The sequence below is a fragment of the Pseudoalteromonas sp. T1lg76 genome (assembly GCF_002964725.1).
In the GTDB taxonomy this organism is placed as follows: Bacteria; Pseudomonadota; Gammaproteobacteria; order Enterobacterales; family Alteromonadaceae; genus Pseudoalteromonas.
Map to the genome: position 1 here is coordinate 93,826 of NZ_PQCE01000006.1, position 26,949 is coordinate 120,774.

Genomic DNA, 26,949 nt, shown 5'->3' on the forward strand with positions numbered 1-26,949 from the left:
AGTAAACAATAATTTGACTGTCAGTATAACGGTTTTTCACCTCTGGGTAATGGTTTAATAAGGGCGCAAGGGGAATGGGCGTCCTGCCATAAACGAGCTGATACCGCGCCTGGTGCAGGTGTATATAGGCGCCCACCAAGTCTGGTCGAGCACCCTATTAAGTGGTTACAAGGTATTGGTTAACGTGCCGGAATAGTTAAAAAATAAAGCAGTTGTGCCAGGCTGCCAGCGGTGATCGCCGCAGGGGCCTCGGCCACCACCTTGGCCTTACCATGCACCGCCACGCCTAAACCGGCCTGATGCAGCATCGGCAGATCATTGGCACCATCGCCTATGGCCAGGGTTTGCGCTTTTGCCAGGCCCAGCTCATCGCGATAGGCACACAGAAAGCGTGCCTTTTCCTCGGCATCGACGATTTTCCCACTCACAGTGCCCACTAAGACCTGACCATCATCATCCAACTCATTGGCATGAATACGGTCCAGATCTAACAGCCTTTGCACCTGAGCGGCGAAGGGCACAAAGCCCCCAGAAGCTATGGCCAGATGCCAATTATGTTGTTTCAAGACCTCACAGACCTGCTCTATGCCGGGCATAAGCGGTAACTGGCTTTGTAGTTCGGCCACCAGGTCTAACGGGATCCCCGTTAACTTAGCGACCCGCTGGCGCAGGCTGGCGCTAAATTCAAGTTTTCCGGCCATGGCCTGTGCGGTCACCGCCGCCACTTCTTCATAAACGCCACCTAGGCGGGCGATTTCATCGATACATTCAATGGTAATGGCGGTGGAGTCCATATCCATCACCAGTAATCCAGGCTCGCTCAGCTTAGGCGGATTAACCAGCGCCGCGCATTGCACGCCATTATCGGCGCCATATTGCTTAAGTTGCTGCGCCAATTCCGGCATCCCGCCATGCACGACAAAGACAAAGGCCGGAGGCAAATCACTGTCGGCTTCAAAGCGGCAAACGGCGCTGACTTGACCGGACCATTGTTGTAATTGTTGTATTAAATTAGCCACTTGCATACCCAGTTGAAAACCGAATAGCAGTACATAAGTTGGGGGGTTAGGCGCGTTTTCTGCCACCAAAGACGGATGGTCGATGTCATACCAAAGGTTTAAACTTAGCTGATTACTTAAGGACAGATCGTCTTGCTGTGCTAAAGTGGAAAAGGCAATATTAGGCTGTGACATCAAAGGCTCCCAGGCGAAATGTAGTCGTGATACGGCATTGCCAATTTAATCACCGATAGCCACGAAAGTCAGTAACCACATGAGTGATATGAAAAATAAACAAGTAAAAAATCCGGTGCGCAGCTCGCGATGGCAACGTCTTAGACGCTTGATCTTTGCCGCGCTGTGTTTTGTGTTACTGACCTGGATGGCCTTTAACACCAGCTTTCAGGGTCACCATATGCTTTACCAGCAAGGCTATCACAGTGCCAAAAGCCTGTCGCAACAGCTGGCGCTGACCGCAGCTGTGCCGTTGGAGCAAAACAACAAGCCTCGCCTGGGTGAGCTGGCCAATCAACTCAGCAGCGATGCGGTGATCCAAAGCGCGGTTATTTACGATATACATGGCACGGCTCAGGCACACAGCGAGGCCTACAGTCCCTATCAATCTGACTTGGGGATCACTCAGGCTACACCGGGGATCAGCAAGCTTACACAACCCATAGTGGTGCCTATCACCTCGCCACAAGACAACAAACCCATAGGTTTTGCCCGGGTCAACTACCTGCCACAAACAGCTATAGACACCAGCCACCGCTATATTCATGAGGTGGGTCGCCAGGTGCTGCTGATGCTGTTTATTTGTTGCATCTTTACCTGGCAACTTGGGCGCGGTCTAAAGCGCTGGCAGTTAAAGCGCTACTTTCGCACAAAAGCCAAGCAGTTTAGATAAAGCTGCTCGCTTAAGGCCTCATAGTCCTGCCGTTGCAACAGCGCGGCCAGGGCTAAAAACACATTAGGTATGCGCTCTGGGGTATTTCTTTGCCCCTGATAACCACACAAGGGCATACTGGGCGCATCGGTTTCGAGTAGCAGATGCTCGACGCCTACATGGCGCAAAGCTTGCTGAGTTTTTTGTGCTCTGGGATAGGTGATGGTGCCCCCCACCCCGAGTTTAAATCCGGCCTTGATGTAACTTTGGGCCACCTGCTGTGAGCCGGAAAACGCATGGATCACACCACCGAATTTGGGCGGGCAGCGCTTAAAGCTGGCAGCGATTAGGTCGTGACTTTGCCTGTGGTGGACAATCAACGGCAGCTCAAATTCATTGGCCAAAGCGATTTGCGCCTCAAATAGGCTTTGCTGTTTCTCTAGCTCACCGATACTTCTATCCAGACCACATTCGCCAACGGCAACAAAACTGTCGCGATTGGCCGCAATTAAATCACTCAGCTCGGCGATATGCGAGTCGTGATGCTGGGCAAGAAAGTATGGGTGCAGTCCGGCGCTGATATAGGTCGTGGGGTATTGTTTGGTGAAGGTCAGCAGGTATTTGCATTGTGCCAGGCTCACGCCCGGCACCACAAGGTGTGTGACTCCCAGCGACAGAGCATTGGCAATACACTGCGCCCTATCCTCATCGAATTCGCTAAAATCGAGATGACAGTGGGAGTCAATAAAGCGCATCAGGGGTTTAAGCGCTCAACACGCCAGCTGTTATCTTCTTGGCGAATATACATAAAGCGGTCGTGCAGGCGATGGGCGCCGCCTTGCCAAAACTCCACCTTGGTGGGCTTTACGCAATAACCGCCCCAGAAATCCGGTAAGGGGATCTCCCCCTTGGCAAACTTGCTCTTCATTTGCGCGAATTTTTCCATCAGCACCTGGCGTGAAGACACGGGCCGGCTCTGGCTTGATGCCCAGGCTGCGAGCTGGCTTTCTTTAGGGCGGGATAAGAAGTACTTGGCCACATCGGATACCGGCAAGGGCTGAGCTTCGCCATAGACGATTACCTGACGCTCAAACATATGCCAGGGGAAATGCAGGCTGATCTTATTGTTCTTCGCCAATTCACTGGCCTTACGCGAGCCGGTGTTGGTAAAGAAAACAAAGCCGTTCTCATCCAGATTTTTCAACAACACAATGCGCTGCGAAGGCTGACCATGCTCATCCACAGTCGCCACCACCATGGCCGTTGGGTCTGGAATTTGCGCCTTTATGGCCTGCTCTAACCACTTCTCAAATTGCGCAATGGGCGTGGCCTCGAGCATGCTCTCATCCAACCCGCCTTGTAAATATTCACGACGAATATCATCAAGTTTCATAGCAAATCCTTCTAATTATCACCGCCGTCTAAAACACAAATGGCAAGGCTAAAGCCGCAAATATAGGTTGTAGATCGGAATTTAATCCCGACAAACGAACTATCAGCTATCTTGTCGGCGCAGAGCACCGACCTACAAATCACATCAGCAAGTGTAGGAGTGCTGACAAGGCGGTACTCTTTTTTATACCTAGGAGCATACATAAAGTATGTGACTAGTGTTCAAAAAGAGTACCAACGCCGTCAAAACGAACTACAGGCCGCTGAGATTACATTTGCTCCATAACCTCGATGCCGAGTAAGTCTAGACCTTGGCGTAAAGTCTTCGCCACTAGCGAACACAGCACCAAACGGCTGTTCTTATCTTCCTCGCTCACACCCTCTTTTAGTACCGGGCAGGCTTCGTAGAAGCTCATATACAGGCTTGCCAGCTCATACAGGTAACCACACAATACGTGCGGCGTAGCGTCACCGACCATTTGATCCAGCACTTCTTCAAACTGCATCAGTTTAATGGCCAACGCTTTTTCCTGTGGCTCGGCAATCACTACCGGTGCCTGATGCGCGGCGCTGTCGATGCCGGCCTTGCGGAAGATACTCTTAACACGCGTATAGGCATATTGCAGGTAAGGAGCCGTAGCACCTTCAAAGCTCAGCATGGTGTCCCAGTTAAAGATATAGTCGCTGGTACGGTTCTTCGACAAGTCCGCATATTTCACCGCGCCAATGCCCACCTTAGTGGCGATCTCTTCCTGCTCCTGGTCGTTTAACGGCGACTCGCGCTCCGACAATTTCGCCTTGGCGCGGGTGACCGCTTCATCAAGCAGGTCCGCCAGTTTTACCGTACCACCGGTGCGGGTTTTAAACGGCTTGCCGTCTTCACCCATCATGGTGCCGAACGGGCAGAATTCGTAGCTGGTTTCGTCGCGTAATAAACCGGCCTTACGGGCGGTGATCTCAACCTGGCTAAAGTGCAGGCTTTGACGGGCATCTACGAAAATCATGATGCGATCCGCACCTAGCTTCTGTGAACGATACTCACAGGCCGCAAGGTCGGTCGTGGCATATAGGAAGCCACCACCAGATTTTTGCACGATAAACACCGAAGGCTCGCCGTCTTTGTTGGCCAGCTCATCAAGGAATACCACCTGGGCACCTTGGTCTTCTTTGGCAATGCTTGTTCGCGCAGCACATCGATCATGCGCTGTAGCTCGCTGTTGTAGGCACTTTCCGCGTAGATATCTTCACGCTTAAGAGTTACATTCAGCTTTTCGTATACCTCTTCTGAGTGCTTCACGGAAGTGTCGATAAACATCTGCCATAGCTTGTCGCAATGGGCATCGCCTTGCTGCAGTTTTACCACGTACTCACGGGCACGATCGGCAAAGCCTTCCTCATCATCGAAACGCTTTTTCGCGTCACGGTAGAAGCTCTCAAGGTCGGCTAGGGCCACCTTTTCCAGGTCAACACCGTCATTAAGCAGGTCTTCGAGGTGCGCAATCAGCATACCGAATTGCGTACCCCAGTCACCCATGTGGTTTTGACGAATAACTTTGTCTCCACGGAACTCCAAGGTGCGGGCAATGGCATCACCGATAATGGTGGAGCGCAGGTGACCCACGTGCATTTCTTTGGCCAGGTTTGGTGATGAATAGTCAACCACAACCGTGTCGGCTTTCGCATGCTCGGCCACACCCAGTTTGGCGTCCTGGTTGGCGCTGGCAACAGACTCGGCCAGGAACTCAGGCTTAAGGTGAATATTGATAAAACCCGGGCCGGCGATTTCAACCTTATCCGCTAAATCAGATACGTCTAGCGCATCAATAATTTTTTGCGCCAGTTCACGGGGGTTGGTTTTTAATTTTTTGGCCGCGCCCATGGCGCCATTGATTTGATAATCGCCGAACTGCGGACGCGTGCTTTGCGTTACCGCTGGATTAGTGCCTTCTTCAAGCCCCGCAGCAAGCATGGCGGCATTGGCTTTGTCGATTAAAATTTGTTTAATGTTCATCGTTGCAGTTACCTTGCAATTGGGCCAGCATCACGCTGGCCGGGATAAATTAGGGGCGATTAGTGTTCACGGGTCTCACTGAAGTTCACTTCAGGATAGCGTTCCATCGACAGATTTAAGTTTACACGGGTTGGCGCTATGTAGGTGAGGTTATCACCGCCATCAAGAGCCAGGTTCGCTTCACACTTACGTTTGAATTCTTCAAACTTCTTCACGTCAGCGCTTGATACCCAGCGCGCAGTGTTAACGTTAACGCTCTCATAAATGGCATCTACCTTGTATTCCGCTTTTAAGCGCGCCACAACCACGTCGAACTGCAGCACACCTACGGCACCTACGATCAAGTCGTTGTTGATAAGCGGGCGGAATACCTGCACCGCGCCTTCTTCTGAAAGCTGTACCAGGCCTTTAAGCAATTGCTTTTGCTTCAGTGGATCTTTCAAACGAATCCGGCGGAACAATTCAGGGGCAAAGTTTGGAATACCGCTGAATTTGAGCTTTTCACCGTCGGTAAAGGTATCACCGATTTGAATGGTACCATGGTTGTGCAGACCTATGATGTCGCCAGCGTAAGCATCTTGCGCGCGCTCACGGTCACCGGCCATAAAGGTTACGGCATCAGAAATACTCACCTGCTTACCTAAGCGCACATGATTCATCTTCATGCCTTGAGTGTATTTACCCGATACAATACGCATAAAGGCGATGCGGTCGCGGTGTTTCGGGTCCATATTGGCCTGAATTTTAAAGACGAAGCCGGTGAACTTCTCGTCTTCTGCGCTCACTTCACGCTCATCATCGGTTTTACGCGGCATAGGTGCCGGCGCCCACTCGGTTAAACCGTCAAGCATATGGTCAACACCGAAGTTACCAAGTGCAGTACCGAAATACACAGGCGTTAGCTCACCGCTTAGGAACATTTCCAGATCAAATTCGTTTGACGCACCTTGCACCAGTTCGATTTCTTCACGCAGTTGCTCGGCCAGGCTCTCACCCACGGCGGCATCTAGCTCGTCGCTGTCCAGCCCCTTGATGGTGCGAACTTCCTGAATGGTATGGCCGTGACCCGTTTGATACAAGATGGTCTCATCACGGTGCAGGTGGTATACGCCCTTAAATTCTTTACCACAGCCGATAGGCCAGGTGATGGGCGCACACATGATGTTAAGCTCGGTTTCCACCTCATCCAGAAGCTCCATTGGGTCACGAATATCGCGGTCCAATTTGTTCATGAAGGTAACTATCGGCGTATCACGTAAACGCGTTACTTCCATCAGCTTACGAGTACGGTCCTCTACACCCTTGGCGGCGTCGATCACCATCAAACAGGAGTCAACGGCGGTCAGGGTACGGTAGGTATCTTCCGAGAAGTCTTCGTGTCCCGGGGTGTCCAGCAGGTTAACTAAGCGCTCATTGTAAGGAAACTGCATCACAGAAGTGGTGACCGAGATACCACGCTCTTTTTCCATTTCCATCCAGTCCGATTTGGCATGCTGGTTAGAGCCTCGGCCCTTAACCGTACCGGCCTTTTGAATGGCCTGACCGAACAGGAGTACCTTCTCGGTGATGGTTGTTTTACCCGCATCCGGGTGAGAGATGATCGCAAAGGTGCGACGCTTATTAATTTGCTGTATTAATTCTGACATGCGGTCACTTATGAGCTGTCGACCCAACCACGGCGAGGCGGTTAAGTCGCAATTAAATTTTAAAGACATTAATACGCGAGATTATACCGACTTTAGGGTGTGCACAAAAGCGTCGAATACAAGTAAAAGTGACTTCATGACCCACCTATGTGTATTATTGCTGAGCATTTTGTATAATTTTTTTGTTGTGGCGATTACCATAACGCGCTCAGGCTATTTTAAGACGTTGCAAGGAGGCGCACCGTGAAAACAAGCAAGCTCAGTATTCGCTTATTGTGGTACATCACTCCTGTGGTGATCTTGCCCTTGCTGTTTTTAGGTGGTTTTACCCTTACCAATGTCACCAGCTCCTCGGAGCAACAGGCGCAGCTGATCGTCAGCCGCTTTGTTGAGCAGCAGCAGAACAAGGTGTTTCATTCGCTCAATGTCTATCATTCCACCACAGAACTGCTTAGCACCTCGCCGGTATTGCAAAACTTTTTACACCAGCTCAATCACCCCAAAAGCTCCTATACAGCGCATCTGGGTGCCCTGCTCGATGTATTTAGCAGTTATACCGAGGCCTACCCGGATATTCTCAGCATTAACTTTATTTCCAGCGAGCAGGAAAGTTACGCTTACTTTTCCACCACGCTGCAAAGTGCGCCTCCGCAATATCCGTTTTTCGAGCAATTGCTGACCAGCTCTTTGCGCCGCCAGCAGTTTATGGTGCAAGAAGACAATGGCGAAACCAGCCTCTACTTTGCACAAAAGGTGTTTGCCCCGGACTACCATTTGGAGCGCCCTGTGCTGCTGGGCCACATTATATTACGGGTACAGCCGACGGTTTTAAACACCGCAATTTTAGAGGCGCCCTATAACAACACCTTGAATTTATTGCTGACCGAGCAAGGTAAGGTGCTGTTTAGCTCTAACCACACCTTGCTTGGCAAAACCCTTAGCAAACAGGATTTAGAGGCCATAGATCTCTGGGCCGACAATGGCCGCCTCAATGAAATTGTGCTTGAGAGCGTCGATAAGACGGAGCGTATGCTCTATGGCGTGCAAATGCCCGACGGCCATTATTTCGTTACCAGCATCCCGAAAAAAATGCTCTACCAGGCCGGTAAGCTGATAAGTCTCATCACCGCGCTGATCGTGCTGATCTCCATTATCACCCTGCCGGTGTTGATCTTTATCGTGGTGCGCAACTTGCTACTTAACCCCATAGAGCAACTGGGGGCTGCCAGTCACTGTGTCGGCAACAACAATCTGGCCGTGCGCCTTGATGACACCCGCACCGATGAAGTCGGTCAGCTGTTTAGCGACTTTAACAACATGGTGAGCAAGATTTATCACTCCCAGGTCGAGCTAAAAAATTACAAAGACACCTTGGAACAAAGAGTTGAAGAACGCACCCTGGAGCTGGAGCAAACCAATAAAGCGCTGGAACAGGCCATTGAACAGGCGGAGCAGGCCAACCAGCTAAAAAGCCGCTTCTTAGCCAATATGAGCCATGAAATTCGCACTCCCTTAACCGCCATCATGGGCTTTACCGAGCAGTTGCTGGAGAACAGCCAGATTGATGATGACAAGGTGCAACACCAGCTTGCAACCGTACTGCGTAACTCGCGTCACCTGCTGGAGCTAATCAACAACATCTTGGATCTATCAAAAATTGAGGCGGAAAAACTGGCGGTGAACCGCGAGCCAGTGTCACTCTATGAGCTGTTTGACGACTTAAACTCCATAGTCGAGCCCCAGGCGCAACAAAAACAGCTGGAGTTTGCCATCAACTACCAGTTCCCCTTACCCAAATACATTAACAGCGACCAGACCCGCATTAAGCAGATCCTCCTTAACATCCTCACCAATGCGGTTAAATTTACCGCCCAAGGCCAGGTGCAATTGGAGGTCAGCTACCACGACGACTTGCTTGAGTGCGTAGTCAGTGACACCGGCATAGGTATCTCAGATCAAGAGCTAACCCGTATCTTTAAGCCCTTTGAGCAGGCCGACACCACCACCACCCGTCGCTTTGGCGGCAGTGGTCTGGGCCTGTGTATCGCGAAAAACCTGGCGCAATTGCTTGGCGGTGATGTCCATGCTCATAGCCAGCAGGGCATTGGCAGTCGCTTTACCATTAGAATCAAGTGTAACCAGGTGTATGATGCCCCAGACTTCTATTATGGTGCCGAAGAAATGCAGCCGGTCAGGGAGCCTATGCCGACCTTAAGCTGGCAGCAGTTTGACGGCGAAATTCTGGTGGCCGAGGATAATCAGGACAACCAAGCGCTTATCTCTTTGCTGTTGGAGCGCTGGGGGATCACCCCGGACTTTGCCAATAACGGCGCCGAAGCGGTGGAAAAGGCCTTAGTTAAAGACTACCAGCTGATCTTAATGGATATGCAGATGCCGGTGATGGGCGGTGAAGAAGCAACGCAAATGCTGCGCCATGCCGCCTACGACGGGCCTATTATTGCGCTGACCGCCAACGTGATGAAACATGATATTGAGCGCTATTTAGCGGCGGGCTGCGACAAGGCACTGGCCAAACCCATAGACAAGGAGCAGCTTGAACATACCCTGGCCACCTATTTAAGTCTGCAGCAGGAGGCCAACTCCAAGTGGGACGACATACTTAAAAGCGAGCGCTTTTTACAGATCAATGAAAACTACAAGCAAAAGCTCCCCGACTACCTTGAGCAGGTCTTGGCTCACCAAGAAGCTAAAGAATGGGAGCAATTGCAGGCCATTGCCCACAGCATCAAAGGCAGTGCCAGCTGCTTTGGCTTTAACGCCGTGGCCGATGCCGCCAGCGAGCTAGAATTATCGCTGCGCAACGGCGAGTGTGAGCACCACGAATATCCGGTACTTAAACTTGAGCACGCCATTCGCTTTGTTTTAGAAAAGGATGCTACCAAGCCCCTGTAGGCCGACCTAAAAGGCGCTAAAGTAATGTTAGTGTACGGAGTAAGAGATGCACATAGAATTAGCCACCGCCCCCTCAGAAGCGGATTTAAAAACCATCAGCCAGGGGATCCAGTCTTATAATCAAGAGCATTTGCCGAAACAGGTGGTTTTTGAGCCGGATACCCGCTTTGCCGCATTTGCGCGCAATGACAAGGGTGAAGTGATTGGCGGCATTCGTGCCAAGGCTTTTTGGAATTATTGCATTATCGAGCTGCTGTGGTTGTCGGCGCAAACCCGTGGCAGTGGCGTGGGCTCACGCCTAATGGCGGCGGTTGAGGCTCATGCCAAGGCGCAAGGCTTTAACTATATGCGCACGGAAACCTTGGATTTTCAGGCCAAGCCCTTTTATGAAAAGCTCGGCTATCAGGTCTATGGAGAATTAGTGGATTGCCCCAAGGGGCACACAACCTACTGTCTGATTAAAGCGCTCTAGTTAACGCGCTCAGCATAACTAGCTGAAGTATTCGAGTGCGCTTAATTCGCACATCATCAGGGTGGCATCCTCACCATCGGGATAATATTTCTTGCGCACGCCGTTGGCGATAAAACCACAGCCTTCATACAGGGCGATGGCGGCCACATTGCTTTCGCGCACTTCTAAAAACAGCAGCTCGGCATTACGCGCGTTCGAGTCCTTAATGAGCGATTGCATCAACACCTTACCCAGGCCCTGCCCTTGTTGGCTCGGCGCAACACAAATATCCACTAGGGTGATATCGGGGCCGGCTTGCTCGGCGACATAAAAGCCCAACAGCGTGTTATCACTGAAGAGCCCGGTGCAAAAATAGCGTCCGGACATACAAGAGCGCATCAGCGTTTCGCTCCACGGATGGCTGTGACAGGCTCGCTCAATTACCATCATATCCGCCAGGTGTTGTTCGCCTAAAGGCGCCAGGCTATGCATGGCTAAGTACCTGCTCGCATTCACACAATTGCTGCCACAGGGCCTGCTTATGTGCCACTGATAAGTTATCACTTGGAAGGTAAACGCGATTGCCTTGTAGTTGTGGTGTACTTACATTGCCTAGGTGCACTTCGCTACCCGCAGGAAGCAGGCGCAAAATATCCTCGGCCAGAGTGCCGGACAAGGGTTGTGAATCTTTGACTTGTTCACCATCCAGAGGCTGTGTGTCTTGTGTTCGATAAGCTGCACGTAAGCGCACCGGCTGTATAGCAAAAATATCGGCTAACTGTGATTGCATAGGGAAATTATTAACTGCATTTGGCGGCTGCCAGTGTAGCGTAAAGACGCTCAGGAAAGAAGTGGCAGGGGCGGAGAGATTCGAACTCCCAACCGTCGGTTTTGGAGACCGCTGTTCTACCAATTGGAACTACGCCCCTGCAATGTCGACGCATTATAATGAGCTTTTTATAAAGGTAAAGAAAAAATATCACCGCACCTGTTCAATTGCTTTGAAAATAAACAACTGCAGAAAAAACAGTCTATTTTAGCCGTATTAAGGCGTAAATACCCCACGCAGCAACTGCTGCGCTCTGGCAATCCTGGGGCTACGCAACGCCCCCGCCCGCCAACACAAGTGATACTGTATCGCCGGGTTTGACTGAGAGCCGCCTATGGCGACTAAACGTTCGTGTTTTAAATCATCACTCACCAGGTACTCGGGTAACACCGACCATCCTAATCCCGCCAGCACCAGGGTACGCAAGCAACGCAGATCTGGGGCGGTGATAATCTCATTTAAGTGCCCCAAGAATAAACCATTATGGCTTACCCATTGACGCACCAGGGTACGGCCCAGATCATAGGCCACCAAGGGTTGCTCACTTAATACCAGCTCCAGGTCCTGGCTCATTTGCCGCGCCCTGGCTGGGCTGGCGACCAAGAAAACCCGCTCCTCTCCCAGTAAACAGTAATCCAGTTGCCCGTCTTCCGGAGACGTTAAACACAAGGCAAAGTCAGAGTTACCATCTTTCAGAAAGGTAAACATGTCGTCATCGTGACTGGGGTGTAAACGTATTTGCGCCCCGGCATCGGTGAGCGGTTGCAACTTTGGGGCAAGCATACTCGAGAGCATATCTATGGGGCCGTTTATATGTATCACCCCGTCTATTTTGCTGCCGTGCGACTTCATTTTTGCCAACACGCCTTCGGCATAATCCAGGGTGTCTCCCAGTTGTATCGCTAGTTCATCGGCAATACGGGTTGGCCGCACTCCGCGCACATGGCGAACAAACAAACGGTGATCCAATTGCGACTCGAGTGAAGCGATATGACTGGAAACCGCAGGTTGAGTGATATGCAAAACATCGGCGGCCTTGCTAAAAGAACGCTGACGGTAGACCTCAACAAAGGTGCGTAGTTGGTGAATGGACATAAGCTTCAGCTATAAATTAAATTATATTAAACAAAGTTTAGATTATTTTTCCTCTACCTGCTTCTAACGCATACTGGGTCCCAACACAGTAAGAGCCAACAAGGTAGCCAGTATGATTTATTCAACCACAGCCATTGCCAGTGGTGGCCGCGATGGCAGCGCCAAGCTAGCCGACGATAGCCTGACCCTTACCATGACCACACCGGGTACCAGCGTACCTGGGCATAACCCGGAGCAGCTGTTCGCCATGGGGTATGCAGCCTGTTTCGACAATGCCCTTATTCTCACTGCCAAGCGCTTGAAGATGGCACTTAAGGGCTGTCAAACCCAGGTTACCGTGGGCCTGGATAAGGTCGCCGAGCAGTATCTGCTTGATGTAACCATAGATGTTTCAATAGAAGGCCTAGAGCCAGCACAGAGCGAGCAGCTTATCGCCCTGGCCCATGAGGTTTGCCCTTATTCAAATGCACTGCGCGGCAATGCCAAGGTGCGCGTTAAAAACCTTGAACAATCCGCCTGAAGATAAATTTTGGAGTCCGTATGAACACAATGAAAGCCGCCATGTATACAAATACAGGCCACCCCGCAGAGGTGCTAGACGCCCGTGAAATAGCCATTCCCGAGCCACAAGCGGGGGAGATCCGCGTGCGTATGACACGCTCGCCCATACATAACCATGACATCATGACCGTTCGCGGCGAGTACGGCAGCCTACCCGAATTGCCCGCCATCGGCGGCAGTGAAGCCGTAGGCATTGTTGATGCACTGGGTGAGGGCGTTGTAGGCCCTGTTGTTGGCACACGAGTAAACGTGGCCGGCGTCGCCGGCACCTGGGCAGAGTACTTTATTGCTCCTGCTATGGCGGCGGTGCCGCTGCCGGATAGCATCAGCGACGATATCGCCGCGCAATTATTAGCCATGCCGATGAGTTCGGTAATGGCGCTTAATAAAATCCCCGCCAAAACAGGTGATTGGATCGTGGTTAACGCCGCCAACGGCGCCGTCGGCAAAACCGTAGCCCAAATAGCCAAAGGCCGTGGCCTTAAGGTACTGAGCCTGGTTAACCGTGGCAGCTCCAAGGCGCAACTTGACAAGCTGGGTATTGGCAACGTCTTTGCCATGGACGAAGCCAATTGGTTTGAAAGTGCCCTCGCCGCTATTGACGGCCCCGTGGTCGGCGGTATCGAAATGATTGGCGGTGAAGCCGCCCGTAAGCTGATTAACCTGGTCGGAAACGGTGGCACTGTCCTGTCTTTTGGTGCCATGTCCAACGAGCCCATGGCGGTGGATGCGGCCGATCTGATCTTTAAGGAAATCACCGTAAAAGGCTTTTGGGGCATGGTGGAATTCAGCCGTTTAACACCGGAGCAAATCACCGACTCGGTACTGGAGCTGATTGGGTTGGCCGAGCAAGGCGAACTAACCTTGCCGGTTCATGAAACCTTTGCCATCAAGGACATTGCTAAAGCCGGTGCCACCTATGACCAGCCGCGTCAAGGCAAGCTCATGATTCAGCCTTAAGCAAAGAAATTCAGAGTAAGTCATTTAAGTAATGTGACGTCAAAAGGCCCCAACCAGGGCCTTTTTTTGTCCATGAGCAGCACACCTATAAATATAGGTACAAGTGGATTGACACCCTTGTAGACTGCTTGCTATTTTCCTTAACGGCCTATTTGGCATTGAAACGGATGCCAATAAAAATCAAATGGATAGCGCTTTTATAGGCATGGCTTATGGCCAAAGCGCTAACAAGCAAATAAGGACGTTAATATGAAAAAAGCCAATAACTGGTTAGTACCCTTGTGCACCGCCCTCGCCCTGCTGGCAAGCACGCCGACTCTGGCAAAGAATTACCTAAATATCGAAGTAGCGGATGAAATACTGGCACTGGGAGAGCAATACCAGCTGTCGCTCAGCGAGAGTATTCTCAGCGAGAAAAAACATGAGGTGAACAAGAAGCGCCTCACCTTTATGCCCGAGGACGACAAGGTCTTTTACGAATTTACACTTAGCATCAAAAAAGACGACAAAGCGTGGATCAGTGATGTCTTTATCTTTAGCAACCAAAAGAACTTTTTAGACTTTAACACCCTGCTTTTTTCAAAGCTTGTTGATGAGAGCGACTTTTATCATCTTGATCACAAGGCCGGATACAATTTCTTCTCGTCTTATTCGCAGCATATCCCACAAGGCTATACCAAGTTAAAAGCCGAATACGACAAGGGCCTGCCGCACTATTTTAGCTACACCAGCGCCTCGACCGACTACCAGGCTTACCTGGCAAATATTTATCCTTTGTCGGAAAAATTGAAGAAGGCGGTTAAGGACACCCAGGCCACCAAGGTCACACCCCATGAAGAGATCATTACGGACTTTATCAGCGCAGTAAACGCCAAGCGCTCGGCACCATTATTAAAGTATCGCGACCCCAAGGCTTCAGAAAAGAACAAGGATATTTATAAGCGTGGACTGCAAACCCTGTTCGCCTACTTCGATAAAATTGGTAACCCCAGCAAGTTCGAGGTGGCTCAACACAGGCGCTATGAAAACATCAATCAGCCTGGTGTTGATTACTACCTAGTAGAAATTCTTGAACACAATGGACAGCTGGATAACAAAATAGAGATGGAGTTTTTCTTTAGCGATGTGCACGGTAAACGCTACATCAAGGAATACGACATTACGGGTATTCATTTTCAATAACAAAAAAGGGCTGATATCAGCCCTTTTTTAGTGTGTTTATCTCATTGAGAGATAGTCAGGAATTATTCCCACTCGATAGTCGCAGGCGGCTTACCTGAGATATCGTAAACTACGCGAGAAATACCGTCGATTTCGTTGATGATACGGTTTGAAACCTTACCTAGGAAGTCATACGGTAGGTGTGACCAACGCGCGGTCATAAAGTCGATGGTTTCAACGCAACGTAGGCTCACAACCCAGTCGTATTTACGGGCATCACCCATTACGCCTACCGACTTAACTGGTAGGAATACAGTAAATGCTTGCGACACTTTATGGTAAAGATCTGCTTTATGCAGCTCTTCGATGAAAATCGCATCGGCACGACGAAGCAGGTCGCAGTACTCTTTCTTGATTTCACCCAGTACACGTACACCTAGACCAGGACCCGGGAACGGATGACGGTAAAGCATGTCGTAAGGCAGACCTAGCTCTAGACCTATCTTGCGTACTTCGTCTTTGAATAGCTCACGTAGTGGCTCAACAAGGCCCAGCTCCATATCTTCAGGAAGACCGCCCACGTTGTGGTGTGACTTGATCACGTGCGCTTTACCTGTAGCTGAGGCCGCTGACTCGATTACGTCTGGGTAGATAGTACCCTGAGCAAGCCATTTCGCGTTTACGCGCTTGCCAGCTTCTTCGTCGAATACTTCGATAAAGGTGTGACCGATGGCCTTACGCTTGGCTTCTGGCTCGTCAATGCCTTCAAGGGCTTTCAAGAAGCGCTCTTCTGCATCAATCTTAACTATGTTCAGACCGAAGTGGTCGCCGAACATGTCCATTACCTGTTGGCCTTCGTTTAAACGCAGTAGACCGTTGTCAACGAATACACAGGTCAGCTTGTCGCCAATCGCTTTGTTGATAAGCATGGCCACAACCGATGAATCAACACCACCAGAAAGACCTAGAATAACTTCGTCGTCACCTACTTTTTCTTTGATACGGGCAATTGCATCTTCGATGATTTGCGCCGGAGTCCATAGTTTTTCACAACCACAGATATCAACGACAAAGCGCTCAAGTAAACGCTGACCTTGTAGTGTGTGCGTTACTTCCGGGTGGAACTGAACGCCGTAGAAGCGCTTTTCTTCCCATGACATGGCCGCATGCGGACAAGTATCTGTTTTAGCGGTAGTCGCGAACTGAGGTGGAATTGACTCAACCTTGTCACCGTGGCTCATCCACACATCCAGCAGACCCGCGCCGTTTTCACCCAGGTGATCTTCAATGGCGTCGAATAATGGACAGTTACCCACTTTTTCAACTTGCGCGTAACCGAACTCTTTCTTATCAGAGCCGTGTACCTTACCGCCCAGCTGCATGGCCATGGTTTGCATGCCGTAACATACACCAAGAACCGGCACACCCGCTTCAAATACGTACTCAGGCGCGCGAGGGCTGCCTTGCTCTACCGTTGACTCTGGGCCACCAGATAGAATGATACCTTGTGGGTTAAATTCACGGATTTGCTCTTCCGTTACATCCCATGCCCATAGCTCACAGTAAATACCAATTTCACGCACACGACGGGCGATTAATTGCGTGTACTGTGAACCAAAGTCTAGGATCAATATACGGGAGTCATGGATATCTTTGCTCATTGCGATCTCATCTAAATTAAATGAAATTGGATTAACGCTAATGCTTTTTCGTTAATCAGAAATTAGTAAGGGCTAGCAACTTGCTAGCCCTGTTTTCGTCTAAAGTGGCAATTAGCCTAGACGATAGTTTGGCGCTTCTTTGGTGATTTGCACATCATGTACGTGTGATTCACCCATACCTGCGGCAGTAACACGTACAAAGTGCGGCTTAGTATTTAGTTCTGCAATCGTTGCACAGCCTGTTAGACCCATGGCACTGCGAATACCGCCCACTTGCTGGTGAATAATATTAGCGATTGGGCCTTTATATGCTACACGACCTTCAATACCTTCTGGTACAAGCTTTTCTTCTGATTTAGCATCTTGGAAGTAACGGTCTGATGAACCTTCTTTTTGGTTCATTGCACCTAAGCTACCCATACCACGGTATGACTTATAGTAACGGCCTTGATAAAGTTCAACTTCACCTGGTGCTTCTTCTGTACCCGCTAGCATTGAACCAACCATTACCAGTGACGCGCCAGCAACAAGTGCTTTAGCAATATCACCAGAGAAACGGATACCACCGTCGGCGATTACCGGAATATCACGGCCTTGTAAGCCTTCAACAGCATCTGAAATCGCGGTAATTTGTGGTACACCACAACCAGTTACGATACGAGTCGTACAGATAGAGCCTGGGCCAATACCTACTTTAACGGCATTTGCACCGGCATCAGCTAATGCAACCGCACCTTCAGCCGTTGCTACGTTACCGGCAACGATTTGTAAATCAGGGAAGGCTTCGCGTGTTGCTTTAACGCGGTCGATAACGCCTTGTGAATGGCCATGCGAGGTATCGATAAGTAAAATATCAACGCCCGCTTCAACCAATGCAGCGATACGCTCATCGGTACCTGCGCCAACACCAACAGCAGCACCCACACGTAAACGGCCTTGCTCGTCTTTACATGCGTTTGGCTTATCTTGTGCTTTTTGGTAATCCTTAACCGTGATCATGCCTTTGAGTTTAAAGTCATCATTCACAACTAAGATTTTTTCGATACGGTGCTCGTGCATAAGACCTAGAATAGTTTCGCGGTCCGCACCTTCTTTTACCGTTACTAGCTGGTCTTTTTTCGTCATTACTGTCGAAATTGGCTGGTCTAGTTTGGTTTCAAAACGCATATCACGGCTTGTTACGATACCAACTAGGTTGTTATCGGTATCAACAACAGGGAAACCTGAGAAACCTTTATCGTGTGCTAACTCTAAGGCACCAGCAATAGTCAGATCAGCAGTGACAGTAACAGGGTGAGAAACTATGCCCGCTTCGTAAGTTTTTACCTTACGAACATTCGCTGCTTGCTCAGCGATGGTCATATTTTTGTGGATAAAGCCAAGACCACCTTCTTGTGCTAACGCAATCGCTAAACGCGCTTCGGTAACTGTGTCCATAGACGCAGAAACGATTGGCAAATTCAGTTCGATTGTTTTGGTTAGACGAGTTTTAAGGTTTGCTGTATGTGGTAATACAGTTGAATGACCTGGTACTAATAGTACGTCATCAAAGGTTAAAGCTTCTTTAGCGATCCTAAGCATTGGCAACTTCTCACGAATTGGTGATTGGGTGGAGTTGCGGCGGCATTTTATCAGCGATGTACGCACGAGTAAAATAAAATTTGCGCTTTATTTATGATAAACTGCCTCAAGTTTCCCCCAGGCGCTTTATCACTATGTATTCACAATCAAATTCTGCCGCTAACCAGGGCGTTTATACTGTGTCTCGACTCAATCGCGAGATCCGTACCATTTTGGAACGTGGCTTTGCCTCGATTGTGCTTACCGGTGAAATTTCCAACTTTGTCGCCCCCGCCTCAGGGCATTGGTACTTCTCGCTAAAAGACGATAAATCTCAGGTTCGCGCGGCCATGTGGCGCGGTAATAATCGCTACGCCAAATTCCGCCCCAAAGACGGCGACCAGGTGCAGGTACAAGCCAGAGTATCCCTGTACGAACCCCGTGGCGACTATCAGGTTATTGTCGAACAGATGGAAGCCGCCGGCGAAGGCGCCTTAAAACAAGAATTCGAGGCACTGAAAATGCGCCTTGCGGCACAAGGTCTGTTTAGCTCGGCACATAAAAAACCTTTACCCAGCACGATTAACAAGGTCGGGGTGATCACCTCCTCGACCGGTGCCGCCATCAAAGACATCTTAACCGTGTTACAACGTCGGGCGCCGCAATTAGAAGTGGTGATTTATCCCTGTCAGGTGCAAGGCGACACCGCCCATCAGGGGATAATCGACAAGCTGCAACTGGCCAATGCCCGTAATGAAGTGGATGTACTGATCGTCGGTCGCGGCGGCGGCAGCCTGGAAGATCTCTGGTGTTTTAATAACGAGCAGCTGGCCCATGCCATCTTTAACAGCCAGTTACCTGTGATCAGCGCCGTCGGCCATGAAATCGACACCACCATCAGCGACTTTGTTGCCGATATTCGCGCCGCCACGCCTTCGGCAGCGGCGGAGCTGGTGAGCCCGGACAGCAATCAGCTCAAGCAAGCCATACAGCATCAAAAGCAGCGCCTTTACAGCGCCTGGCGTCATCAGTTGCATGAGCGCTCACAGCTCTTACAACGACTGCAAAGCCGCTTAGCGCAGCAGCATCCGGCCAATCAATTAATGCAACAGCAGCAACGCTTGGATGAACTGCAAATGCGCCTGCACCATGCCATGGAAGGACGCTTAAGCCACCAGCAGAGGCAGTTAAATCAGCTTAATATGCGCATGCAACGCGCCAACCCGGGTACTCAGGTGGCGGCGGCGAAATACCAGTTGCAGCAGTTGTCTACGCGCTTGGTGGCGGTGCAAAAAGAGCAGCTCTATCAGGCTCAGTCTCAGCTTGCGCAATTGGCGGCCAGACTCGATAGCATCAGCCCGCTGGCGGTATTAGCCCGGGGCTATAGCATAACCAAAAGTGAACAAGGGATTGTGAAGTCGGTGCATCAGGTGCAACCACAGCAGCAATTAACGACCGTGGTTGCCGACGGGGAAATTATGACTCAGGTGGTTTGCGTTCAACCCAAAAGCTGAGGGAGCCATCTGAGCTCACCGCACTGGTGCGCTGAAATTGGCGCCACCATGGCTGCTTATCTAGGCGTGATTGAATTTGTCGCCAATCGGTACGCGGATCATGCTCGGCGCCATCCAAAACGGAAAACTCAATACGACACACGGTACTTTTACATTGCACCTTGTCTAGGGCGATCTTATCGCCAAAACCTTCACTGTAAACAAAATCACTGGTTTGGGTTTCCGTCAGATAGGCCCAGCTTTCATCACGGACTTCCTGAGCAAACAACTCTTGTAGCTGAGATTCCATTTTCTCCGGCCCTTTTAAGGCGCGCTGTAACATTTTTATTTCCTGGCGCGCCTGAGCCAGTTGTTGTTCCAACTGCTCCGTCTCTTCCGGGATTTTGCTCGCATTTTCCGACTCTGTGCTTGCAGCTTCGCCAGTAGGCGGCTCACCGAGAAACAGATCTTCCTGAACTGGTTCTTCAGCACTCATCTCGGCCTTGTTTATCATCTCACTTTGACCCTGTTGAATTACAGGCGCTGGAGCAGGAAGCAAGCCAGCCTGAGCTACTAGGCTATTGGGGGTTGTTGCGGTGAGCTGTTGTTCGGTGTCGGAAAACAGCATATAGCCGCATCCCAGACCCACAAAAAAGGCCGCTGAAACGGCCATAACCAATTGATTCTTTGCCATACTTTCCCTGCTGTTCAGTTTTAGAGCATGGCACTAGTATGGGATTTATTTTCCGGTTCGTCATCCAAAAAGTTTTGGTTCATGGACTCGGCCGGGCAAGGACAATCCGGACGACCCACCACTTTAGCTGGTACGCCAACCGCTGTGGTGTGCGCAGGCACTGGGCTAAGCACCACAGAACCGGCACCGATACGGGCACCCTCGCCCACTTCGATATTACCCAGCACCTTGGCCCCGGCGCCTATTAATACGCCGGCGCGGATTTTCGGGTGACGGTCGCCCGACTCATTGCCCGTACCACCTAAGGTCACAGACTGCAAAATAGACACATTGTCTTCAATCACAGCGGTTTCACCCACCACAATACCTGTGGCATGGTCAAACATGATGCCATGACCTACCTTACAGGCCGGGTGAATATCCACGCCAAACACTTCCGAGCTGCGGCTTTGAATAAAGCGCGCCAACTCTTTGCGGCCTTGGCGCCATAAGCAATGAGCTAAACGGTGCGCCTGAATAGCATGAAAGCCCTTAAGGTTTAAAATCACCATCAGGTAGGTGTCCACCGCCGGGTCGCGATCGCGCACCGCTTTAATGTCGTGGGCCACATGGGTCAACATGGCATCGCATTCAACAAAGGCCTGATCGAACAGCTCGCGGATGGTAAAGGCAGAGACCACGGCATCGGCCAGCTTGTTGGCAACAATAAAACTGAGCGCCGAGCCCAAACAATCATGATTAAGCACGCAAGAATAAACGTGGGATGCCAACAAGGGCTCTTTGGTAACGACTTGATTCGCTTCTTCTCTTAATTGCTGCCAGATCTCATGACGCATGGCGGTTTCCTAGTATTGACTAACTACTTAATTCTATAAGTGTAACGGATCTGGCGGCAAACGCGCTATCCCCGAAATCGGCGCGCTGGTTATTAGATATAACTAAATTATTCATTCAGTGCTTCCTCGCCGTAGATTGCTTCCTCTTTGGGGGCATACAATAAACGTTTTTCACTACGATACTCACTCGGTGAGACGGCAAACCAGCGCTTAAAGGCATGATGAAAGGCACTGAGCTCGCTGTAACCGCACAGGTAGGCTATTTCACTGAGGCTAAGGTTTGACTCCCGTAGCAGAGCACAGCTTTTTTCTTGGCGCAGGGCATCGAGCAAGGTGCGATAGCTGGTGCCTTCTGCGCTCAGGCGCCGCTGCAGCGTTTTCTCACTCATGCTCAACATCTGCGCCATGCTTCTACAGCTCAACTCGCCACTGGCCAGTTGCTGCTCTAATAAGAGTATCAGCACCTGGCTGATGGCCTTGTGTTTTTCGGCCACTATGCCTTGTTGCAGCTGGGCGTGTACTACTTGGGCATTGGCCTGAAAATGTATCTCATGGTGAGGCGCACCGTATTCGATGGCACAATTAAAATACTGCTTGAGCTCCTCACAGGGTTCGCGGCGCTGCACGCAGACGAGGTTCGGCCGCCACTGCTTACCGGCCACGGTACGGGCTATTTTGACACAAAACGCCATTGCTGCCTCATAACTCTGCGTGCCGATAGCACAGGTATTGGAGGCAAAGTGAAAGCGTAGCAGAGCCTGCCCCGTTTGCTGCTCGATAAGCTGGGCATTAGTGGTGTCGCCTATCAGCTTTTGATAACGCAGGATCAGTTTATAAGCGCTTAGAACACAGTCTTGTTTTAATAAGGCCAAACCGATCACAGGAATTGCCCGCACATTCATGCCTCCACCGACGGCGATGCCGAGATTCAGCTGCTCACCGCGCTGCTCAATGGCCATTTGCGCCGCGTGCCACAAGATGCTGACATTACTTTGGGGATAGCGACTCTCCTTTACCGTAAGCGAGTCAAGGGCAATATTGGCCTCATTAAACAAGGGGGTTATGGGCAAGCCATGCCACTTGAAGGTTTCGGCCATGGCACTGACCCACCAGGATGAAATTGTTCGCATCGCCTGACCTAAAAAATCAAATATAAGACCCACAATAGCAAGCGCAGAGCGAAATTCCAGCATATTGTTAATGGGCGTGCTTAATTAGGTGCAACCCTCTTAACGGTTAACTATAAAAATAATGACTAAGGCACGCCGGTTATCAACTCAACAGGAGGACACCCATGGGTCATGTCTCTGATAAAGAAGGCTTTAGCAGCTTTAAGGAGTTTTATCCTTATTATCTGCAAGAGCATAAAAACAAGGTATGCCGACGCCTGCATGTGCTTGGCAGCACCTTAGTACTGGCGGTCTTGGCGGCAGCCATCATTAGCGGCCAGTATGTGTGGCTGTGGTCCTTGCCGATTATCGGCTATGGCTTTGCCTGGGTTGGCCATTTCTTTTTTGAAAAAAATAAACCGGCCACCTTCACCTACCCGTTTTACAGCTTTCTCGGCGACTGGGTTATGTTTAAAGACATCATCACCCGCAAGGTTCCTTGGTAAAGGTCCCTGGTAATAAGGAATAACAATGAAAGAACAGGTTTCACCACAAGAATGGCAAGCGCGAGTTGAACTCGCCGCGGCCTATAGATTGATCGCCCACTTTGGCTGGGACGATTTAATTTTCACCCATATCTCCATGCGCGTGCCCGGCACCGAGGATCAATTCTTAATTAATCCCTATGGCATGATGTTTCATGAGATCACAGCCTCATCGCTGATCCGCGTCGATCAGCAGTGCAACAAGTTGCATCACAGTGACTACCCAGTGAACCCCGCTGGCTTTACCATCCACAGCTGCATCCATGAAGCCCGCGACGACGCCCACTGTATTATTCACACCCATACCGCCAATGGCGTGGCAGTGTCGGCCAGCAAGCACGGACTCTTACCCATTTCGCAGCAGGCGGTGGTGGTGCACAGCGGCCTGAGCTATCACGACTATGAGGGTATCGCCCTGAACCCGGAGGAAAAAGAGCGCCTGGTTGCAGACTTGCAAGGCAATAACTTTCTGATCCTACGTAACCATGGTCTGCTAACGACGGGTAGCACCGTGGCGGACGCCTTCTTGTTTATGTATGCACTGGAGTCGGCTTGTGCCATACAGGCGCGCACCAACCAAGACCCTGAGCAGCTGATCCATGTACCTCAGCCGATTATCGATGGGATCCAGGGACAGACCCAGGCGGTCACTAAAGGCCTGGGCGGCGCCCTGGCCTGGCCGGCACTGCTGCGCCTGCTCGATGCCAATAACCCAGGCTATGATAGTTAGCCATTCGCTAAGCCTTAAATAATCGTTAATAAAAAAGCCCCATTGTTTGGGGCTTTTTTATGGGTTTGGGTGACTATTAAGCCTCGTCTCTTAACTCCCGACGGAGGATTTTGCCCACAGTGGATTTAGGCAGCTCTTCGAGAATATGTATATGCTTGGGTACCTTGTAGTTGGTAAGCTGCTCGCGACAGAACGCTTGCAACTCCTGCTCGTCGACATCTTGCTTTATGGTGATAAAGGCATGCACCGCTTCGCCGGTGCGCTCATCGGCCTTGCCGATCACCGCCGCCTCAAACACCGCCGGGTGACTTACCAGCACATCTTCGACCTCATTCGGGTAGACATTAAAGCCGGACACGATGATCATGTCTTTGAGACGATCAACCACCTTTATGGCGCCGTTAGCCAGACGAATACCGACATCACCGGTTTTAAAGTAACCGTCGGCGGTTAGCGCCTTGGCTGTTTCCTCGGGGCGATTCCAGTAGCCCTTCATAACCTGAGGGCCACGCACCACAATTTGCCCGCTTTCGCCGTCGGCCACCATCTTGTCATTCTCATCCCAAAGCTCCACCTCGGTATCACGTAGCGGCAAACCGACAGTGCCGATTTGCTCATTGCCTGGTTGATTCAGGGTGACCACGGGAGAGGTTTCCGATAAACCATAGCCCTCGGAGATGCTGCAACCCGTCACCTTAGCCCAGGCACTGGCGGCGGTTGTGGTCAAGGCGGCGCCACCTGATAAGGTTAAGCGCAAACTGGAAAAATCCAGTTGTGTGAATTCCTTGGTCGCACATAAACCCACAAACAAGGTGTTTATGCCGGCAAAGCAGGTAAAGCGAAAAGGTTTAATAGCTTTAACAAAGGCATCCAAATCACGTGGATTGGGGATCAGCACGGAATGATTGCCCGAGGCGGTATTAATTAAAATGCTCAGGGTAAAGGCATAGATATGATAAAGCGGCAAAGGACAGATAAAGATCTCGCTGGTATCATCATACCTGTCACCAAAGGCTTCCTTGGTTTGCAAAGAATTGGCAATCAGATTTTTATGCGTTAACTGGGCCCCTTTCGACACCCCGGTGGTACCGCCGGTGTACTGCAGCACCGCCACATCATCCAGCTGCGCACTGGAGCGGGGATAGTCTTGACCCTGTCCTTGCGCCAGCGCCTGATGCCAGGTTACACAGTGTTCGGCTACCGGGTCACTGCTGTCAAGCAATAGATCTGCGGCGCCTGTGCTGATCACCTGCTCAATTTGCGTCTCGGCCAAAATGATATCCAGTTTGGGATACAGATCGCTCAGGATCACCAGGGCCTTGGCTCCGGAGTCATTAAATTGATGCAGCATTTCCCTGGGTGTGTACAAGGGGTTGGTGTTGACCACCACTAAACCCAGTTTAAATGCGGCATAAACCACAATGGGGTATTGGTTCACATTAGGTAATTGAATGGCAATGCGATCCCCGGCTCGCAGTCCTTGACCATAAAAATAGCCAGCCAATTGCTCTGCCAGTGTATCCACCTGAGCAAAGGAGAGAGTTTTCCCCACGCTGGTAAAGGCGTCCTTATCGCCATAAGTCTGGCAAGCGGACGAAATAAATTGATCTAGGTTTTGATACTCATGTAGTTGTGCAAGCATAGGTTTCCTCGCTTTTTATTCTTTTTATTTGTCGGAAAAATCATAGCTTGCTTTTGGCTTGATGTATCTAGGTACTATGCCCTGCTCTTTAGCCGCCGCCAACATGGCCTGCTCTATCCAGCCCGCATCCATAATGTTGACGTAGTTACCGTCGGCATCAAAATTGATATTCGCGCCCTGCACCACCATAAAAGTGTCGGTTACCCCCTCATTACTCGCCGGAGTATGAAAGGTATGAATGGAACCACCGGGTTCAAACAGGTAGCTACCGGCCACTTGCTTATCGTCCGGGTATTCCAGGTAGTGCCAGCAGCCGCTCATGGTATAAAGATGAACGATACCGGTGTGAAAGTGCTTGGGTAAGGTTACATTGGGTTCAAACTGTACCCGCAATACCCAAAGCCCGTTTTCTACATCCAACACCAAAGGATATAGATGCACCCCAGGGAGCGCATTCTTAACGATTTGCTGCTCTTCGGTGTGCACACATAACAGGTGCTCTAGATGATTAACCATATCTGGTAAGGCCATAGTGTGTTCCTCTTGCTTGTTGCTGTGCCTTAAAGGCTTATTATTATTGTGAGTTAGGGGCAGCGAACTGCCCAATTTTTAATCTTGGTGAAAAGGGGTCAATGCACCTTGGCGACCGGGTTCAAGGATCACCTTAATGTGGTCATTGGGCTTTAACAGGGTGTTAAAAGCCTCGGCAATGCCGTCCATGCCGACCGTTGCCGTACACATTTTTTCCCAGGCGATATCGCCACTGGCGAGCATTTGCAACGCGGTGGCAAATTCCTCAACCGAGTAGTAATAAGAGAATTTAATGTCCATTTCTTTGACCGTGGCATAACCAAAGTTCACTTGCGTCATAGCTGTGTGTACGCCGGTAATGACCAGGGTAGAATTGGCGGGCGCGCGCTCGATAAAACCGTTGATAAGCTGGTGAATGCCCACACACTCAAAAATCACCACACGACGGCCCTGAGCCAGTTCATTGGTAAATTTCACTTCATCTTCCTGGCTGGGGTCAATGGTGTGCAAAGCGCCGAATTGCTCGGCAACGGCACGTTTGCTGGCCTGAAGATCAGATGCAACTATCTCTTTCACACCCAGGTGTTTCAACGCCGCAATGGTGGCCAAACCTATGGTGCCGCAGCCTGCGACCAGGGCCACACAATCGCGGTCGATATCGGCGCGATTAACCGCATGTACGCCCACCGCTAAGGGCTCGGTAATGGTGACGGCCAAAGAGCTTAAGTGCGCTGGTACTTCCAGAAGCAGCTCGGCATCTACGATAAAATATTCTGAATAGGCGCCATTGATACCCGGCGTCACCCCGACACCGGCACCACCCTGGGTAAGCAAGATTGGCGCGCAGGTTACTCGGGTACCGGGCGCAAAACGCGGTGATGTCTGTGGGCCATAACTCACCACTTCAGCACAAAACTCATGCCCTAGCATGATCGGCGCGGAGCTTGGCAGATCCTCCGGCAAGGCGCCCATCTTTTTGTAAATCTCGAACACTTCTTCGCCATGACGAGCAATGTGCAAATCTGAGCCGCAAATACCGCAGGCCAGACTTTTAACTAATACCTGCCCAACCCCTGGTGCGGGAATATCCACGTCAATGTTGCTAATTTGGCCGTTTTGTACTGCCACTGCTGCCATCTTACTCATAGAAGTGTCCTCATTTGACGTTAAATTGATTCGCCCTCTTTTTACGCTGGATGAAATAGGCAAGAGGAGACTTTAGATAGTAGTTACAAATCCAGGAGG

Annotated in this window: 24 protein-coding genes, 1 tRNA gene and 1 pseudogene; 9 read left to right on the plus strand and 17 right to left on the minus strand. The window is 50.6% G+C overall.

What is annotated here, in order from left to right; genetic code table 11:
- Nucleotides 1–179 precede the first annotated feature (179 nt).
- Nucleotides 180–1,193 carry a phosphoserine phosphatase SerB gene (gene serB, locus C2M35_RS02465; protein WP_199774378.1) on the minus strand — a complete coding sequence of 338 codons (1,014 nt, stop codon included), beginning with the start codon at nucleotides 1,191–1,193 and terminating at the stop codon, nucleotides 180–182.
- Between the two features lie 88 nt (nucleotides 1,194–1,281).
- Here serB and C2M35_RS02470 point away from each other — a divergent pair, with 88 nt between their 5' ends.
- A complete protein-coding gene (locus C2M35_RS02470; RefSeq protein WP_105199770.1) occupies nucleotides 1,282–1,905 on the plus strand; it encodes an AhpA/YtjB family protein in 624 nt (207 codons plus the stop codon).
- Here C2M35_RS02470 and C2M35_RS02475 read toward each other — a convergent pair.
- The 4 genes and pseudogenes from C2M35_RS02475 to prfC all read right to left on the minus strand — a co-directional run bounded on the left by C2M35_RS02475 (nucleotide 1,872) and on the right by prfC (nucleotide 6,933).
- Nucleotides 1,872–2,639, minus strand: coding sequence for a TatD family hydrolase (locus C2M35_RS02475; protein WP_105264526.1), 768 nt, complete (start codon nucleotides 2,637–2,639; stop codon nucleotides 1,872–1,874). The genes C2M35_RS02470 and C2M35_RS02475 overlap by 34 nt on opposite strands.
- Nucleotides 2,639–3,277 (minus strand): pyridoxamine 5'-phosphate oxidase, encoded by a 639-nt coding sequence (gene pdxH / locus C2M35_RS02480; protein WP_105264527.1) that lies wholly within the window; start codon nucleotides 3,275–3,277, stop codon nucleotides 2,639–2,641. Before pdxH ends, C2M35_RS02475 begins: the two co-directional genes overlap by 1 nt.
- Nucleotides 3,278–3,545: 268 nt before the next feature.
- Nucleotides 3,546–5,287 (minus strand): annotated as a pseudogene (gene argS, locus C2M35_RS02485) (arginine--tRNA ligase).
- A 59-nt stretch (nucleotides 5,288–5,346) separates the two neighbouring features.
- Entirely contained in the window at nucleotides 5,347–6,933 is a 1,587-nt protein-coding gene (prfC, locus tag C2M35_RS02490; protein WP_105264528.1) for a peptide chain release factor 3, read from the minus strand.
- Between the two features lie 243 nt (nucleotides 6,934–7,176).
- On the opposite strand from prfC, the gene C2M35_RS02500 reads away from it, so the two are divergent.
- Both C2M35_RS02500 and C2M35_RS02505 read left to right on the plus strand, forming a co-directional pair.
- Nucleotides 7,177–9,846, plus strand: a complete 2,670-nt coding sequence (locus tag C2M35_RS02500; RefSeq protein WP_105264530.1) for an ATP-binding protein — start codon at nucleotides 7,177–7,179, stop codon at nucleotides 9,844–9,846.
- 46 nt (nucleotides 9,847–9,892) lie between these two features.
- Complete coding sequence (locus tag C2M35_RS02505; protein WP_105264531.1) at nucleotides 9,893–10,318, plus strand: GNAT family N-acetyltransferase; 426 nt, start codon at nucleotides 9,893–9,895, stop codon at nucleotides 10,316–10,318.
- Between the two features lie 18 nt (nucleotides 10,319–10,336).
- Here the strand turns inward: C2M35_RS02505 and rimI are convergent, their stop codons facing one another.
- From rimI to C2M35_RS02525, 4 genes are all read right to left on the minus strand, one after another.
- Entirely contained in the window at nucleotides 10,337–10,789 is a 453-nt protein-coding gene (gene rimI / locus C2M35_RS02510) for a ribosomal protein S18-alanine N-acetyltransferase (RefSeq protein WP_105264532.1), read from the minus strand.
- Entirely contained in the window at nucleotides 10,782–11,087 is a 306-nt protein-coding gene (locus C2M35_RS02515; protein WP_105213231.1) for a hypothetical protein, read from the minus strand. Before C2M35_RS02515 ends, rimI begins: the two co-directional genes overlap by 8 nt.
- Before the next feature lie 62 nt (nucleotides 11,088–11,149).
- Nucleotides 11,150–11,226 (minus strand) — tRNA-Trp (locus tag C2M35_RS02520).
- Nucleotides 11,227–11,342: 116 nt separating this feature from the next.
- Nucleotides 11,343–12,221 carry a LysR family transcriptional regulator gene (locus C2M35_RS02525; protein WP_105264533.1) on the minus strand — a complete coding sequence of 293 codons (879 nt, stop codon included), beginning with the start codon at nucleotides 12,219–12,221 and terminating at the stop codon, nucleotides 11,343–11,345.
- Between the two features lie 112 nt (nucleotides 12,222–12,333).
- Here C2M35_RS02525 and C2M35_RS02530 point away from each other — a divergent pair, with 112 nt between their 5' ends.
- From C2M35_RS02530 to C2M35_RS02540, 3 genes are all read left to right on the plus strand, one after another.
- Entirely contained in the window at nucleotides 12,334–12,741 is a 408-nt protein-coding gene (locus C2M35_RS02530) for an Ohr family peroxiredoxin (protein ID WP_105264534.1), read from the plus strand.
- A 20-nt stretch (nucleotides 12,742–12,761) separates the two neighbouring features.
- Complete coding sequence (locus C2M35_RS02535; protein WP_105264535.1) at nucleotides 12,762–13,742, plus strand: zinc-binding dehydrogenase; 981 nt, start codon at nucleotides 12,762–12,764, stop codon at nucleotides 13,740–13,742.
- A gap of 249 nt (nucleotides 13,743–13,991) precedes the next feature.
- A complete protein-coding gene (locus C2M35_RS02540) occupies nucleotides 13,992–14,924 on the plus strand; it encodes a hypothetical protein (RefSeq protein WP_105264536.1) in 933 nt (310 codons plus the stop codon).
- 62 nt (nucleotides 14,925–14,986) lie between these two features.
- Here the strand turns inward: C2M35_RS02540 and guaA are convergent, their stop codons facing one another.
- A complete protein-coding gene (gene guaA, locus C2M35_RS02545) occupies nucleotides 14,987–16,564 on the minus strand; it encodes a glutamine-hydrolyzing GMP synthase (protein WP_105199654.1) in 1,578 nt (525 codons plus the stop codon).
- 111 nt (nucleotides 16,565–16,675) lie between these two features.
- The gene (gene guaB, locus C2M35_RS02550) at nucleotides 16,676–18,145 is read right to left on the minus strand and encodes an IMP dehydrogenase (RefSeq protein ID WP_105199653.1); all 1,470 of its coding nucleotides are present in this window, start codon (nucleotides 18,143–18,145) and stop codon (nucleotides 16,676–16,678) included.
- A 134-nt stretch (nucleotides 18,146–18,279) separates the two neighbouring features.
- On the opposite strand from guaB, the gene xseA reads away from it, so the two are divergent.
- Nucleotides 18,280–19,638, plus strand: coding sequence for an exodeoxyribonuclease VII large subunit (gene xseA / locus C2M35_RS02555; RefSeq protein ID WP_105264537.1), 1,359 nt, complete (start codon nucleotides 18,280–18,282; stop codon nucleotides 19,636–19,638).
- On the opposite strand, the gene C2M35_RS02560 is transcribed toward xseA, so the two are convergent.
- The 3 genes from C2M35_RS02560 to C2M35_RS02570 form a co-directional block, all read right to left on the minus strand.
- Nucleotides 19,601–20,311: a hypothetical protein gene (locus C2M35_RS02560; RefSeq protein ID WP_105264538.1), complete on the minus strand. Its 711-nt coding sequence runs from the start codon at nucleotides 20,309–20,311 to the stop codon at nucleotides 19,601–19,603. The two genes, xseA and C2M35_RS02560, sit on opposite strands and share 38 nt — an antisense overlap.
- Before the next feature lie 20 nt (nucleotides 20,312–20,331).
- Nucleotides 20,332–21,147 (minus strand): serine O-acetyltransferase, encoded by an 816-nt coding sequence (gene cysE / locus C2M35_RS02565; RefSeq protein WP_105199651.1) that lies wholly within the window; start codon nucleotides 21,145–21,147, stop codon nucleotides 20,332–20,334.
- A gap of 107 nt (nucleotides 21,148–21,254) precedes the next feature.
- Nucleotides 21,255–22,277: an AraC family transcriptional regulator gene (locus C2M35_RS02570; protein WP_158677896.1), complete on the minus strand. Its 1,023-nt coding sequence runs from the start codon at nucleotides 22,275–22,277 to the stop codon at nucleotides 21,255–21,257.
- A gap of 164 nt (nucleotides 22,278–22,441) precedes the next feature.
- Here C2M35_RS02570 and C2M35_RS02575 point away from each other — a divergent pair, with 164 nt between their 5' ends.
- The gene (locus C2M35_RS02575) at nucleotides 22,442–22,762 is read left to right on the plus strand and encodes a DUF962 domain-containing protein (protein ID WP_105199649.1); all 321 of its coding nucleotides are present in this window, start codon (nucleotides 22,442–22,444) and stop codon (nucleotides 22,760–22,762) included.
- Between the two features lie 25 nt (nucleotides 22,763–22,787).
- On the plus strand, nucleotides 22,788–23,531 hold the full coding sequence (locus C2M35_RS02580) for a class II aldolase/adducin family protein (RefSeq protein ID WP_105199648.1): 744 nt from the start codon (nucleotides 22,788–22,790) through the stop codon (nucleotides 23,529–23,531).
- Nucleotides 23,532–23,607: 76 nt separating this feature from the next.
- Here the strand turns inward: C2M35_RS02580 and C2M35_RS02585 are convergent, their stop codons facing one another.
- From C2M35_RS02585 to C2M35_RS02595, 3 genes are all read right to left on the minus strand, one after another.
- Nucleotides 23,608–25,173, minus strand: a complete 1,566-nt coding sequence (locus tag C2M35_RS02585) for an AMP-binding protein (protein ID WP_105264540.1) — start codon at nucleotides 25,171–25,173, stop codon at nucleotides 23,608–23,610.
- Between the two features lie 24 nt (nucleotides 25,174–25,197).
- The gene (locus C2M35_RS02590) at nucleotides 25,198–25,704 is read right to left on the minus strand and encodes a 2,4'-dihydroxyacetophenone dioxygenase family protein (protein ID WP_105199646.1); all 507 of its coding nucleotides are present in this window, start codon (nucleotides 25,702–25,704) and stop codon (nucleotides 25,198–25,200) included.
- Nucleotides 25,705–25,782: 78 nt separating this feature from the next.
- Nucleotides 25,783–26,850: a zinc-binding dehydrogenase gene (locus tag C2M35_RS02595; RefSeq protein ID WP_105264541.1), complete on the minus strand. Its 1,068-nt coding sequence runs from the start codon at nucleotides 26,848–26,850 to the stop codon at nucleotides 25,783–25,785.
- Nucleotides 26,851–26,949 lie beyond the last annotated feature (99 nt).